Here is a 13,650-nt window from a genome sequence, read left to right as displayed (position 1 = left end):
CGGATCGCCCGACAACGCTGCTTTTTTTCGTCATTCCCGCGCACGCGGGAACGACGATTCCTGGTGGTTCTTCATTTCGTCCATTTTCATTTCGCGTCACGGCCGCCATCGACCGCTCCGGTCAGGAATGCCATGAGATGTCCGACGACTTCATCGACATGGGTCAGGAACGGCGCATGGCCTGCATGCTCGATCTGCGCGAAGCCTGCATGGGCCTGGCCGGCTTGTTCGATCAGCGCGACGGCATCGCGCATCGCGCGCGGATCGACCAGCCGATCGCGACGGCCGGCGATCCACAGGCTCGGCACGCGCAGTTCGCTGAGCATCGGACGCTGATCGGCGATTTCGAGGATGCGCAGGCCATCGACGAGTACGCGCGCCGCAGGTTCGCCGCGCGCGAACAGTTCGGCGCGCAGTTCGCGCATCTCTTCTTTGGCATGATCGGAGCCGAAGGCTTCCAGCGCGACGAAGCGGTCGAGCGTGGCGCGATAATCGTCGCCCAGACCTTTGGCGAATTCGCGGAAGATCTCCGCCGACACGCCGTAGCGCCAGTCGGGGCCGCGCACGAAGCACGGGCTGCTGCACAGTGCGATCAGCGCCGGCACCCGCGCGGGGTCGCGCACCGCCGCGTGCAGCGCGAACATGCCGCCCAGCGACCAGCCGAGCCATGGCGCCGCCGGCACCTGCGAGAGGATCGCATCGCAGACCGCGTCGAACTCGAGCGGCGTGGCGTCGTCGCGGCTCAGGCCGTGGCCCGGCAGATCGACGAGGTACAGAGTGCGCTGATCGCGCAGGCGTTCGACCAGCGTCGCGAACACGCCGCCGTGCATCGCCCAGCCGTGGATCAACACCAGCGGCGGGCCCTCGCCGCTGACGGTCATGTGCAGCGATGCGCTCATGGCTGTGCGGCGGCGCTCCGTGCGGCGACGATCATCGGTACGAGCGCGCGCCACTGCACGCCGATATCGCGCACGAACCAGTGGCTGATGCGGCGACGCCAGCGCGGCTGCCGGTGGACTGCGGCGATGCGTTCGACCAGCCAAGCTTCGTCGAAGCCGGCCCATTCGCCGGCCACCGACATCAGATTCATGTACAGCGCCGGATGCACGTCGTACATCAGCATGTCGTGCAGCGCATCGATCGGGTACGGCGACGCGGCGAGCGTGTCTGCGATGTGCCCGTGCAACAGCGCGACATCGGTATCGAGATACAGGTCCGACAGCGCCACCCAGACCGGAATGCGCGCGTCGATGGCGTCGGATGCGGCCGGCATCGGCCTCACGCCACCGCAGCCCCAGCGTTGCCGTAACCCATCTCCACCGCATCCCGCGCCCAGCTCAGGGCATCGACCAGCGCATCCACTTCGGCCTGGGTGTGCAGCGACGACAGCGTGATGCGCAGCCGCGAGCGGCCGTCGGGCACGGTCGGCGGACGGATCGCCGGCACCCAGAACCCCTGCGCTTCGAGGGCGGTGGCCAGCGCGGTGGCGCGTTTGTCGTCGCCGCACATCAGCGGTTGGATCGGCGTGGTCGACGGCAGCAGCGGCAGATCGCGGAACAGCGCGGTGTGGCGGAAGTGCGCGATCAGACTCTGCAATTTCTCGCGGCGCCAGTGATCGCGTCGCGCCAGTTTCACTGCGGCCAGCGTCGACGCGGCCTGCGCCGGCGGAATCGCGGTGGTGAAGATGTAGGGACGCGCGGTTTCGGCGAGGTGGCCGATCATCTCTTCGCTGCCGAGCACGACCGCACCGTAGCCGCCGAGCGCCTTGCCCAGCGTCGCGAGTTGCAGCAGACCCGAGGCATCCAGGCCCGCTTCGGCGACGCAGCCGCGTCCGTCCGGGCCGACCACGCCGACGCCGTGCGCGTCGTCGACATACATCATCGCCTGCTGCACGCGTGCGACCAGCGACAGTTCGCGCAGCGGCGCGACATCGCCGTCCATGCTGAACACGCCGTCGGTGGCGAGCATCGCCACGCCGTCGGGCACGGTGCGCAGCTGGCGCAGCGCGCCTTCGGGATCGGCGTGCGGATAGCGGCGCAGTTTGCAGCCAGCGAGCCGCGCGGCGTCGATCAGGCTGGCGTGGTTGAGGCGATCCTGCACGCAGACATCGTCTTCGGTGAGCAACGACTGCAGCACCGCGAGATTGGCGAGGAAGCCGCTGCCGAACAGCAGCGCTCGCGGCGCGCCGAGCCAATCGGCGAGTTCGCGTTCCAGCGCGTCGTGGTTGGCGTGATGGCCGCAGACCAGATGCGAGGCGCCGCTGCCGGCACCATCGCGCGCGGCGCTGGCCTGCAGCGCATCGACCACCGCGAAATGCTGCGAGAGCCCGAGATAATCGTTGCCGCCGAAATTGGTCAGCCAGCGGCCATCGACTTCGTAACGCACGCCATCGCGCCGGGTGACGATGCGTCGCTGGCGAACGCGGCCCTGCATGGTGCGTTGCAGGCGGGCGGCGAGGATGCGTTCGGTCAGGCGCGGACGGGTCATGATGCGGCTCGGTCAGGCAGCGCGGTCAGGCTGCTTCAAAGCAGGGCGGAGAGGTGTCGACGATATCGGCGTGTACAGTGTTGGCGGTTTCGACCACGGGCATCGGTTTGAGGCCGAGACGCGCGAACAATGCGAGGTCGCGCTCGGTGTCCGGGTTGCCGGTGGTCAGCAGTTTTTCGCCGTAGAAGATCGAGTTGGCGCCGGCGAGGAAACACAGCGCCTGCAGTTCGTCGCTCATGCTCTCGCGGCCGGCCGACAGCCGCACCATCGACTTCGGCATCATGATCCGCGCTGCGGCAATGGTGCGTACGAACTCGAACGGATCCAGCTCGGTCGTGCCGTGCAGCGGCGTGCCTTCGACCTGCACCAGCCGGTTGATCGGCACCGAATCCGGATGCGCCGGCAGGTTGGCCAGCATCTGCAGCAGGCCTGCGCGTTGCGAGCGCGACTCGCCCATGCCGACGATGCCGCCGCAGCAGGTCTTCATGCCGGCGTCGCGCACATGGCCGAGGGTGTCGAGGCGATCCTGGAATTCGCGGGTCTGGATGATCTCGCCGTAGAACTCCGGCGCGGTGTCCAGATTGTGGTTGTAGTAATCGAGGCCGGCGTCCTTCAGCGCCGTGGCCTGTTCGCCGCTGAGCATGCCGAGCGTGGCGCAGGTTTCCAGCCCCAGCGCCTTCACTTCGCGGATCATCTCGGCGACTTTCGGAATATCGCGATCCTTCGGCGAACGCCACGCGGCGCCCATGCAGAAGCGCGAAGCACCGGCGGCCTTGGCCTGCCTGGCCTTTTCGACCACCGCATCGGTGTCCATCAGCTTCGTCGCCTCGACCCCGGTGTGGTAGCGCTGGGCCTGCGGGCAGTAGGCGCAATCTTCCGGGCAGCCGCCGGTCTTCACCGACAGCAGCGTGCTGACCTGGACTTCGCTGGGGTCGAAATTCGCCCGGTGCGCGTCGCCCGCCCGATGCAGCAATTCCGGCAAGGGCAGCGCAAGCAGCGTTTCGATCTCGGCGCGGCTCCAGTCGTGTCGCAGGGGGCCGGAAGAACTGACAGCGGGCATCGGGGTTTCCTGACAGACAGGGCGCAGCGGGACAGGCAGTCTGGAAAGCATGTTCAGCCCTGTCAACCTTATCCCTACGGGCGGCGTCCGCCAGCGCCTCGGCAGGCTGCTCGGCGGGCTGTGGCCGAGGCATTGCCTGGTCTGCGGCGAGGCCTGCCCGATCGAGGGCCTGTGTCCCGCCTGCCGCCGGGCCCTGCCCTGGAACCGCAGCGCCTGCCAGCGTTGCGCCCTGCCATTGCCGGTTGCCGTGGCCGCCTGCGGGCACTGCCTGCGCAGGCCGCCGCCGCTGGCGGCCGTCCATGCCGCATTCCGCTACGAAATCCCGCTGGACCGGCTGCTGCCGCGACTGAAGTTCCACGACGATCTCGCCGCCGGCCATCTTCTCGGCGGGCTGATGGCCGAAGCGCTGGCCGGGGCCGAACGTCCGGACGCCCTGATCCCGCTGCCGCTGCACCGCAGGCGCCTGCGCAGCCGTGGATTCGACCAGACGCTTGAACTGGCGACGCCGCTGGCCCGCGCGCTGCGCCTGCCATTGATGGACGACATCCTGATCCGGATGCGCGAAACCGCCCCGCAGTCGCGACTCGACGCCGCAGCGCGTCGGCGGAACCTGCGGCGGGCGTTCGCGGTGCGCGAACGGGTCGCCCTGCCGGCGCATGTCGCGCTGGTCGACGACGTGATGACCACCGGCGCGACCCTGCACGCCGCCGCCGATGCCTTGTTGCGCGCGGGCGTGACGCGGGTGGATGCCTGGGTGTGCGCGCGGGTGGCGTGACATCATGACGACCCGCTCGCATGTCACTACGCGGTTGGATTCCGTCGATCCGGAATCGATCTCACGATCAGGCGCGTCAGCCGCCGGCAGGTGCCGACGCCGCTTCCTGCTTGCGACCGATCAGCCACAGCGCCGCACCGACCACGATCAGGCCGACCCGAATCCCCAGTCCCGCGGTCGGGCCCCAGTTGTCGATCCACGACAGCAGCATGAACTCCATGCCGAACATGTTGAGCAGGAACGAGCCCGCCCCGAAAATGAACAACCATCCGCCGATCGATTTCATGATGTCCCCTGTTGTCGTAGACCCGCTCCCCGCGGGGCTCCGAGTCTGGCATCCGGGACGTGGGGCCGACAAGTCGAGCGGCGGCGATTACCACTCGAACAATTTGAAATACACCGGCGAGATGTTCTGGTCCTGATCCGGGCGGCCATCGCCGTTGCGGTCGTAGAGATAGAACGCCGGGCCGCGTTTGGGCTGCACCTTCACCACCCGCAGCTGGCCGGCCACGCGGTACTCGGTGACCTCGTCGCCGTTGGGCTGGACGCTGGTCGCGGCGACCGCGTCGGGCGGAATCTCGGCGGTGGCCCGGGAACCCCCGGCGGTGGCGCAGCCACCGAGCACCAGCATCAGGGGCAGCGCGAACGAACTCATCTGGCGCATGGCGCTCTCCAGCGGTGGGGGAGCATCGAGTATGCGCCGCCGGGCGTGAACCCGGCGTGCCGGCGGTGGCGGTTCGAGCGCCTGCAGGCGCGGAGTAGAATCCGTCCATGACACGACTCGTACTGATCGACGGTTCCTCCTATCTGTATCGCGCGTTCCATGCGCTGCCGCCGCTGAGCAACGCGCAGGGCGAGCCCACCGGCGCGCTGTTCGGCATCGTCAACATGCTGCGCGGACATATCAAGGAAAGGCCCGACTACATCGCCTTCGTGGTCGACGCCTCAGGGCCGACCTTCCGCGACGATCTGGATCCGCAGTACAAGGCCAACCGTCCGCCGATGCCCGACGATCTGCGCGCGCAGATCGAACCGATGATGAAGATCGTCGAAGCCCTGGGCCTCCCGATCCTGCGCGTGCCCGGCGTGGAAGCCGACGATGTGATCGGCACGCTGGCGGTGCAGGGCGCTGCCGATGGGCTTGCGGTAACCATCTCCACCGGCGACAAGGATTTCGCGCAGCTGGTCCGGCCGGGTCTTGCGCTGGTCAACACAATGAGCGGCAGTCGGCTCGACAGCGACGACGCGGTGATGGCGAAGTTCGGCGTGCGCGCGGACCAGATCGTCGATCTGCTGTCGCTGATGGGCGACAGCGTCGACAACATCCCCGGCGTCGACAAATGCGGGCCGAAGACCGCCGCGAAATGGCTGGCCGAATACGGCACGCTGGAGAACGTCATCGCCCATGCCGATGCGATCAAGGGCAAGATCGGCGAGAACCTGCGCACCGCCTTGCCGCGACTGCCGCTGAACCGGCAGTTGGCGACGATCAAGCTCGATGTCGCGCTGGACGGCGGCCCGACCACGCTGGCGCTGCGCGAACCGCATGTCGACGACCTGCGCGTGCTGTACGCGCGCTACGGCTTCAATCAGGCGCTGAAGGAACTCGGCGGCGGAGATGCCGCCGCGACCGCATCCGCCGAACGCGCGGGCATGCGCAACACCGCCGCTGGCTATGCGCGCACCGCGACGGCCGAAGAGGAGGCGCCGGATCCCGCGCTGGCCGCGAAAGGCAGCTACGACACCGTACAGACCCGCGAACAGCTGGATGCGTGGATCGCGACGCTCACGGCCGCCGAAGAATTCGCGTTCGACACCGAGACCGATGCGCTCGATGCGATGCAGGCGAATCTGGTGGGCCTGAGTTTCTGCACCGAACCGGGGAGCGGCTGCTACATCCCGGTGGGCCACACGTATCCGGGCGCACCCGCGCAGTTGGATCTGCGCGAAACGATCGAAGCGCTGCGGCCGTTGCTGGAGAGCGACAAACACCGCAAGCTCGGCCAGCACGGCAAATACGATATCCACGTGCTGCGCCGCCATGGCGTGAACGTCGACGGCTACGCCGACGACACCATGCTGGAAAGTTTCATCTGGAATTCCAGCGCCACCCGTCACGACATGGATTCGTTGGCCAAGCGCTATCTCGGCTACGACACCATCAAGTTCGAGGATGTGGCCGGCAAGGGAGCGAAGCAGATTCCGTTCTCGGAAGTCGCGATCGACGACGCCACCGGCTATGCCGCCGAGGACGCCGACATCACCCTGCGTCTGCATCGCGTGCTGTCGGCGAAGCTGGCGACGATTCCCGCCCTGGAGCAAGTCTATCGCGAGATCGAAATTCCTCTGGTGCCGGTGCTGGCGCGGATGGAAGCCAACGGCATCCTGATCGATGCCGACGAACTGCGCCGGCAAAGCGCCGACCTGTCGCGGCGCATGCTCGCCGCGCAGCAGAAGGCGACTGAACTTGCCGGACGCACCTTCAATCTCGATTCGCCGAAGCAGCTGCAGGCGCTGCTGTTCGACGAACTGAAGCTGCCGGCGCTGGTGAAAACACCGACCGGCCAGCCGTCGACGAACGAGGAAGCGCTGGAGGCGATCGCCGACCAGCACGAACTGCCGCGGATCATCCTCGACTATCGCGGCCTCGCGAAGCTGCGCAGCACCTACACCGACAAACTGCCGGAGATGATCAATCCCGACACCGGCCGCGTGCACACCAGCTATCACCAGGCCGGCGCCGCTACCGGCCGGCTGTCGTCCACCGACCCGAATTTGCAGAACATCCCGATCCGCACCGACGACGGCCGCCGCATCCGCAAGGCGTTCATCGCGCCGAAGGGCCGCAAGCTGGTGGCCTGCGACTATTCGCAGATCGAACTGCGGATCATGGCCCATCTGTCCGAAGACGCCGGCCTGCTCCGCGCTTTCGCCGCCGGTGCCGACATCCATCGCGCGACTGCGGCGGAAGTGTTCGGCAAGCCGCTGGACGAGGTGAGCGGCAACGAACGTCGCGCTGCCAAGGCGATCAACTTCGGACTGATGTACGGCATGAGCGCGTTCGGCCTTGCGAAGCAGTTGGACATCGGTCGCGGCGAGGCGCAGGACTATATCGCGCTGTACTTCAACCGCTACCCGGGCGTGCGCGAGTTCATGGAGCGCACGCGCAAGGAGGCCCACGAGCGCGGCTTCGTCGAAACCGTGTTCGGCCGCCGGCTGTATCTGGACAACATCAACGCTCGCAACCAGGGCCTGCGCGCGGGCGCCGAGCGCGCTGCGATCAACGCGCCGATGCAGGGCACCGCCGCCGACATCATCAAGCGCGCGATGATCGACATCGATCGCTGGATCGCCGCGCACGCCGACCGCGCGCGGATGCTGCTGCAGGTCCACGACGAACTGGTGTTCGAGTGCGACGGGGATTTCGTCGATACGCTCGTGGATGAGGCGACGGCGCGGATGGCGGCGGCGGCCGAGCTGCGGGTGCCGCTGGTGATCGACAGCGGGGTGGGCGACAACTGGGACGAGGCGCATTGAGGCGATGCGGAATTCGCCATCGGAACCACAATCCTGTAAGTTCAGACAGGTCCTGCGCGCAGGATTTCCGCGAAACTGAACGCTCGTTGCACCAGCAGTGAATCGATCCTGAATTCGGCGCGCGATTGAACTTCTTTTTTACGAACTCTCCACGTCGAACATGGTCAACTTGTTCGCGACAGATGCAACGTCTGTCGCAGACCAGCCCTCTCCCCTAGGGTTGGTCGCCGGAACGTAAGACTCTCCCCAAGTCCCGTTCCCAGCCCCGCCGGTTCCCCCGCCTGCGGGGCTTTTTATTGCCTGCGATTTGCGCCTGCGATCCGGCGGATCTCGCCTGCTTTCCCTTTGCCCGCACGAGGGCGAGACTGGCGCTCTCGCCGCTGCGGACGCCATCGATGACCGAAATTTTCCAACTGTCCGCACCCTGGTGGCACTTCGCGCTGCGCGCGGTCGCCGTCTACGTGCTGGTGATGCTGCTGGTGCGGATGTCGGGAAAACGCGCGGTCGGCCAGTTCACGCCGTTCGACCTGGTGCTGCTGATCCTCATCGGCAATGCCGTCCAGAACGGCATGAACGGCGGCGACGATTCGCTCACCGGCGCGGTGATCCTGGCGGTCTGCCTGATCGCGCTGAACTACGCCGTCGCTTTCGTCGCCGCGCGCAGCCCGCGCGCACGGCGTTTCATCGAAGGCGAGCCGGTGGTGCTCGCGCGCGACGGCAAGGTCTTCCGCGACGTGCTCAAGCGCGAGCTGGTCAGCAACGCCGATTTCCTGGAAGCGATGCGCGAAACCGGATGCAGCGCCATCGAACACATCCGCGTCGCCACGCTGGAAACCAACGGCCGCATCAGCATCGTGTTGAGCGAAGACGCACCGCGGCCGGGTTGACGCCGTCAGGCCGAAGCGCCCAGCCAGTCGCGCGGTTTGAGATAATCGGCCAGCCGCGCCTCATCGCTGTCGGCTTCGGGCGTATAGCCGTATTCCCAGCGCACCAGCGGCGGCAGGCTCATCAGGATCGATTCGGTGCGTCCACCGGACTGCAGGCCGAACAGGGTGCCGCGATCGAACACCAGATTGAATTCGACGTAGCGACCGCGACGGTACAGCTGGAACTGGCGTTCGCGCTCGCCGTACAGGGTCGCCTTGCGGCGCTCGACGATCGGCAGATAGGCGTCGAGGAAACCATCACCGACCGCGCGCTGGTAGGCGAAGTCGTTCTCGAAATTCTGGTGCAGGTCGTCGAAGAACAATCCGCCGACGCCGCGCGTCTCGCCGCGATGCTTGAGGAAGAAATACTCGTCGCACCATTCCTTGTGCGCGGCGTAGCGCGCTTCGCCGCCGAAGGGTTCGCACAGATCGCGCGCGGTCTGGTGCCAGTGGCGCACATCCTCGTCGAAGGGATAGAACGGGGTCAGATCGAAGCCGCCGCCGAACCACCAGGCCACGGTTTCACCATCGCGGATCGCGCGGAAGTGGCGCACGTTCGCGTGCGTGGTCGGCAGGTAGGGATTGCGCGGATGGAACACCAGAGACACCCCGACCGCACGCCACGATGCGCCCGCCAACTCCGGCCGCGCTGCGGTCGCCGACGGCGGCAGCTTGGTGCCCGAGACATCCGAGAATCCGATCCCCGCCTGCTCGAACACCGCGCCATCGCGCAGGATCCGCGTACGTCCGCCACCGCCTTCGGCGCGCTCCCACAGGTCTTCGGAAAATGTCGCTTGCCCATCCGCTCCTTCGATCGCGGCGCAGATGCGGTCCTGCAGGCCGGTGAGGTAGTCGCGGACGCGGAGGAAATCGGGGTCATGGGTCATTGTCGGTCACTCATGTCCAAAGCATTGTTGGATGGGTTCTGTGGGAGCGGCGGAAGCCGCGATCAGGCTGTGTCGCATCTTCCATCGCGGCTTCCGCCGCTCCCACAGAAAATCTGGTCACGCCGGCTGCAGATTCGCATACGCCATCACCAGCCACTTGCTGCCTTCGTCCTCGAAATTCACCTGCACGCGCGCATGCGCGCCGCTGCCTTCGATGTCGGTGACGACGCCGCTGCCGAACTTCGCGTGGGTCACGTTCTGGCCGATGCCCAAGCCGGGGCTTTCCTGCAGCGAGGCATGGCCGCGATTCTGCTGCCAGGCATCGCGGCGCGCGTTCGGGTTGTACATCGGCCGCGCGACCTGGATCTTCGGGCGGATTTCGTGGATCAGCGCCGGCGGAATCTCGCGCAGGAAACGCGACGGCAGGCCGTACATGTCCTGGCCGTGCAGACGCCGCGCTTCGGCATAGGTGATGACAAGCTTTTGCCGCGCTCGGGTGATGCCGACGTAGGCCAGCCTGCGTTCTTCTTCCAGCCGACCGGCTTCATCGATCGATTTGTTGTTCGGGAACAGGCCTTCTTCCATGCCGACCAGGAACACCAGCGGAAATTCCAGACCCTTGGCGCTGTGCAGGGTCATCAGCTGCACGCCGTCTTCGCCGGCTTCGGTCTGGCCTTCTCCAGCCTCGAGCGCGGCGTAGGCGAGGAATGCGACCAACTCCGGCAACGCGGCGGATTCCTCGTCGTCGCCCTTGACGAAGCGCGAGGCCACCGACACCAGTTCGTCGAGATTGTCGGTGCGCGAATCCAGCGAGCCTTTCGACAGCGCGGCGTAGTGATCGCGCAGGGCGGAGCGCGCCAGCACATGATCGATCTTGTCCTTCAGCGGCAGATCGATCGACTCTTCGGCGATGCTGTCGATCAGACCCTCGAACATCGTCAATGCATTGCGCGCGCGTCCGGACAGCAGATCGCTGCGCGACACCAGCGCGCCCGCTTTCCACAGCGAAATGCCGTGGGTGCGCGCATAGCGGCGCACCTCATCCAGCGTGCGCTCGCCGATGCCGCGCGTCGGAGTGTTGACGGCGCGCTCGAACGCCGCGTCGTCGTCGCGATTGGCGACCAGACGCAGGTAGGCCAGCGTGTCCTTGATTTCGGCACGCTCGAAGAAGCGCATGCCGCCGTAGACGCGGAACGGAATCTGTTCGCCGAGCAGGGTTTCCTCGAACGCGCGCGACTGCGCGTTGCTGCGGTAGAGGATCGCGGTTTCGCCATGGCTGCCGCCGTCGCGCACCCAGGCGCGGATGCGTTCGATCACGAACCGCGCTTCGTCGATTTCGTTGTAGGCGGCATACAGGTCGATGGGTTCGCCTTCGCCGCTGTCGGTCCACAGCTGTTTGCCGAGACGCGACGGGTTGTGCGCGATCACCGCGTTGGCGGCGTTGAGGATGTTGGCGCTGGAACGGTAATTCTGTTCGAGGCGGATGGTGCGCGCGCCGGGAAAATCGTGCAGGAAGCGCTGCACGTTCTCCACTTTCGCGCCGCGCCAGCCGTAGATGGCCTGATCGTCGTCGCCGACCGTGAACACCTGGCCAGTATCGCCGGCAAGCAGACGGATGAACGCGTACTGCAGGCTGTTGGTGTCCTGGAATTCATCGATCAGCAGCTGCTGGAAGCGATGGCGATAGTGCTGCAGCAGCGCGGGATGATCGCGCAGCAGCTCGTGTGCGCGCAGCAGGATTTCGGCGAAATCGACCAGCCCCGACTGTTCGCAGCGTTCCTGGTACAGCGTGTAGGCGCGCAGCATCACGCTGGCCCATTCGTCCTTCTCTGGCTGGATGTGCTGCGGTCTGCGGCCTTCGTCCTTCTGCGCGTTGATCCACCACGCGATCTGGCGCGGCGGGAAGCGCGCTTCGTCCAGCTCCAGCGCCTGCACCACGCGCTTGATCAGCCGCAGTTGATCGTCGCTGTCGAGGATCTGGAAACTTTCCGGCAACTTCGCATCCTGCCAGTGCAGGCGCAGCAGCCGATGCGCGAGGCCATGGAAGGTGCCGATCCACATGCCGCGACTGCCGCCCGGCAGCAGCATTTCCGCGCGATGGCGCATCTCGCCTGCGGCCTTGTTGGTGAAGGTCACCGCGAAGATGCCGTGCATCGGCACGCCGTGGACTTCGTGCAGCCACGCGATGCGATGGGTCAGGACGCGGGTCTTGCCGGAACCGGCGCCGGCCAGCACCAGCATGTGCGCCGGCTCGGCGCTGACGGCTTCGCGTTGTGCGGCGTTGAGGCCGTCGAGCAGGTGGGAAACATCCATCCCGGCATTCTACGCGATGGCCACACACGGCCCATGCTCACCCCGCCAGAGCGGCTGCTCTTGTGGGAGGGCCTTCAGGCCCGATGTTCGGGGCTGAAGCCCCTCCCACAGCGGCGACCCGAAGGTCGCGCTACCGGAATGTTGGATCAGTGTTGATCTCGCTTGCTCGAACCGCCGGTCATGATCCGATCGGTCCAGGCGATACCGATCGCCGAGAGGATGAACAATCCGTGGATGATCGCCTGCCACATCACGCCGGACGAGGTGATGCTGGTGCACGCCTTGAGCTTCTGGCCGGCATCGATCAGCGGCTGCATCGCTTTCACCGCCTCCATGCCTTCGATCGTGCTGCACAGCGGCAGGCCATCGACCATGCCCACCTCGATGAAACTCTTGAGCAGATGGATCGAGGAAATGCCGATGATCGCCATCGCCAGCTTGACCTTGAGCACGCTCGCGTTGACATGGCTCAGCCATTCCGGCTGATCGGGATGGCCTTCCAGATTCATCCGCGACACGAATGTTTCGTAGCCGCCCACGATGACCATCATCAGCAGATTGGAGATCATCACCACGTCGATCAGGCCGAGCACGATCAGCATGATGTCCTGCTCGCTGAGCGTCGGCGTTTCGTGGATCAGGTGCCACAGTTCCTTGCCGAACAGCACCACATACACGCCCTGGGCCACGATCAGGCCCAGATACAGCGGCAGCTGCAGCCAGCGCGAGGCGAAGATCAGGCGGGGCAGCGGATTGAGCGATGGGGGCGTGGCTTTCGACGGCGTGGCTTTCGACATGGTCTGGCGCTGCTTGGGGCGGAGAAATCCGGCCATAGGGTAGCGGTCGCACCGGCCTGCGCCAAGCCGCGCGCACGGCTTACACTGCGCGCATTCCCCGCATCGACCCGCCCGCCATGATCGAACTGCACTATTGGCCCACGCCCAACGGCCACAAGATCACGCTGTTGCTGGAGGAACTGGTCGACGCCGGCGAGCCGCTGGCCTACGACATCAAGCCGGTGAACATCGGCACCGGCGAACAGTTCGAGCCGGCGTTTCTCGCGATCGCACCGAACAACCGCATGCCGGCGATCGTCGACACCGCACCGGCCGACGGCGGCGCACCGGTCAGCGTGTTCGAGTCGGGCGCAATCCTGCTGTATCTGGCCGAAAAGACCGGCCGCTTCCTGCCGCAGGATCCGCGCGGTCGCGCGGCGACGCTGGAATGGCTGTTCTGGCAGATGGCCGGGCAAGGCCCCATGACCGGCCAGTACGGTCACTTCAATGTCTACGCGCCGGAGAAGATTCCGTACGCCATCGATCGCTACACGCGCGAAGCCCACCGGCTGCTCGGCGTGCTCGACAAGCGTCTCGCCGGTCGCGCATTCATCGTCGGCGACGACTACACCATCGCCGACATGGCCTGCTATCCGTGGATCGATCCGTACAAGAGCGCACCGATCGATCTGGCGCCGTACCCGGACGTCCGCCGCTGGCGCGATGCCATCGCCGCGCGCCCCGCGACCCGACGCGCGTATGCGTGGACGAAACAGATCAGCCCGACCGCCGGCCAGCCACTGACCGAAGAACAGCGCAAGGTGCTGTTCGGACAAGGTGCGAAACCATGATCCGCCTCCTCACCACCACCTTTCTCTGCAGCCTTCTC

General features: G+C 66.3%; 13 protein-coding genes. 4 read left to right on the top strand and 9 right to left on the bottom strand.

The genetic code is table 11. The annotated features are described in order from the left end of the window. Positions 1-86: 86 nt before the first annotated feature. The 4 genes from bioH to bioB are packed head-to-tail and all read right to left on the bottom strand — an operon-like array spanning position 87 to position 3,547. Positions 87-887: a pimeloyl-ACP methyl ester esterase BioH gene (bioH, locus tag HOP03_08265; GenBank protein ID NOT88163.1), complete on the bottom strand. Its 801-nt coding sequence runs from the start codon at positions 885-887 to the stop codon at positions 87-89. 8 nt (positions 888-895) lie between these two features. Next, positions 896-1,273 (bottom strand): hypothetical protein, encoded by a 378-nt coding sequence (locus tag HOP03_08260; GenBank protein NOT88162.1) that lies wholly within the window; start codon positions 1,271-1,273, stop codon positions 896-898. 5 nt (positions 1,274-1,278) lie between these two features. Then, positions 1,279-2,487 carry an 8-amino-7-oxononanoate synthase gene (gene bioF / locus HOP03_08255; protein ID NOT88161.1) on the bottom strand — a complete coding sequence of 403 codons (1,209 nt, stop codon included), beginning with the start codon at positions 2,485-2,487 and terminating at the stop codon, positions 1,279-1,281. Between the two features lie 25 nt (positions 2,488-2,512). Then, the gene (gene bioB / locus HOP03_08250; GenBank protein NOT88160.1) at positions 2,513-3,547 is read right to left on the bottom strand and encodes a biotin synthase BioB; all 1,035 of its coding nucleotides are present in this window, start codon (positions 3,545-3,547) and stop codon (positions 2,513-2,515) included. Positions 3,548-3,596: 49 nt separating this feature from the next. Between bioB and HOP03_08245 the strand changes: the two genes are divergently transcribed. After that, complete coding sequence (locus tag HOP03_08245) at positions 3,597-4,322, top strand: ComF family protein (GenBank protein ID NOT88159.1); 726 nt, start codon at positions 3,597-3,599, stop codon at positions 4,320-4,322. 76 nt (positions 4,323-4,398) lie between these two features. Here HOP03_08245 and HOP03_08240 read toward each other — a convergent pair whose 3' ends face one another. After that, positions 4,399-4,608: a hypothetical protein gene (locus HOP03_08240; GenBank protein ID NOT88158.1), complete on the bottom strand. Its 210-nt coding sequence runs from the start codon at positions 4,606-4,608 to the stop codon at positions 4,399-4,401. A gap of 87 nt (positions 4,609-4,695) precedes the next feature. After that, a complete protein-coding gene (locus HOP03_08235; protein NOT88157.1) occupies positions 4,696-4,977 on the bottom strand; it encodes a DUF2782 domain-containing protein in 282 nt (93 codons plus the stop codon). 116 nt (positions 4,978-5,093) lie between these two features. Between HOP03_08235 and polA the strand changes: the two genes are divergently transcribed. Beyond that, positions 5,094-7,859: a DNA polymerase I gene (gene polA, locus HOP03_08230; GenBank protein NOT88156.1), complete on the top strand. Its 2,766-nt coding sequence runs from the start codon at positions 5,094-5,096 to the stop codon at positions 7,857-7,859. Positions 7,860-8,254: 395 nt separating this feature from the next. Continuing rightward, positions 8,255-8,746, top strand: coding sequence for a DUF421 domain-containing protein (locus HOP03_08225; GenBank protein NOT88155.1), 492 nt, complete (start codon positions 8,255-8,257; stop codon positions 8,744-8,746). Between the two features lie 5 nt (positions 8,747-8,751). Here the strand turns inward: HOP03_08225 and hemF are convergent, their stop codons facing one another. From hemF to HOP03_08210, 3 genes are all read right to left on the bottom strand, one after another. Then, entirely contained in the window at positions 8,752-9,672 is a 921-nt protein-coding gene (gene hemF, locus HOP03_08220) for an oxygen-dependent coproporphyrinogen oxidase (protein NOT88154.1), read from the bottom strand. Positions 9,673-9,789: 117 nt separating this feature from the next. Then, on the bottom strand, positions 9,790-11,985 hold the full coding sequence (uvrD, locus tag HOP03_08215; protein ID NOT88153.1) for a DNA helicase II: 2,196 nt from the start codon (positions 11,983-11,985) through the stop codon (positions 9,790-9,792). Positions 11,986-12,131: 146 nt separating this feature from the next. Beyond that, positions 12,132-12,782, bottom strand: coding sequence for a TIGR00645 family protein (locus tag HOP03_08210; protein ID NOT88152.1), 651 nt, complete (start codon positions 12,780-12,782; stop codon positions 12,132-12,134). Between the two features lie 116 nt (positions 12,783-12,898). On the opposite strand from HOP03_08210, the gene HOP03_08205 reads away from it, so the two are divergent. After that, the gene (locus HOP03_08205) at positions 12,899-13,612 is read left to right on the top strand and encodes a thiol:disulfide oxidoreductase (GenBank protein NOT88151.1); all 714 of its coding nucleotides are present in this window, start codon (positions 12,899-12,901) and stop codon (positions 13,610-13,612) included. Positions 13,613-13,650: the final 38 nt, after the last annotated feature.

Source organism: Lysobacter sp. (assembly GCA_013141175.1).
GTDB lineage: Bacteria > Pseudomonadota > Gammaproteobacteria > Xanthomonadales > Xanthomonadaceae > Lysobacter_I.
Note: the sequence above shows the minus strand (reverse complement) of the source record. Positions and strands in the feature narration are given on the sequence as shown.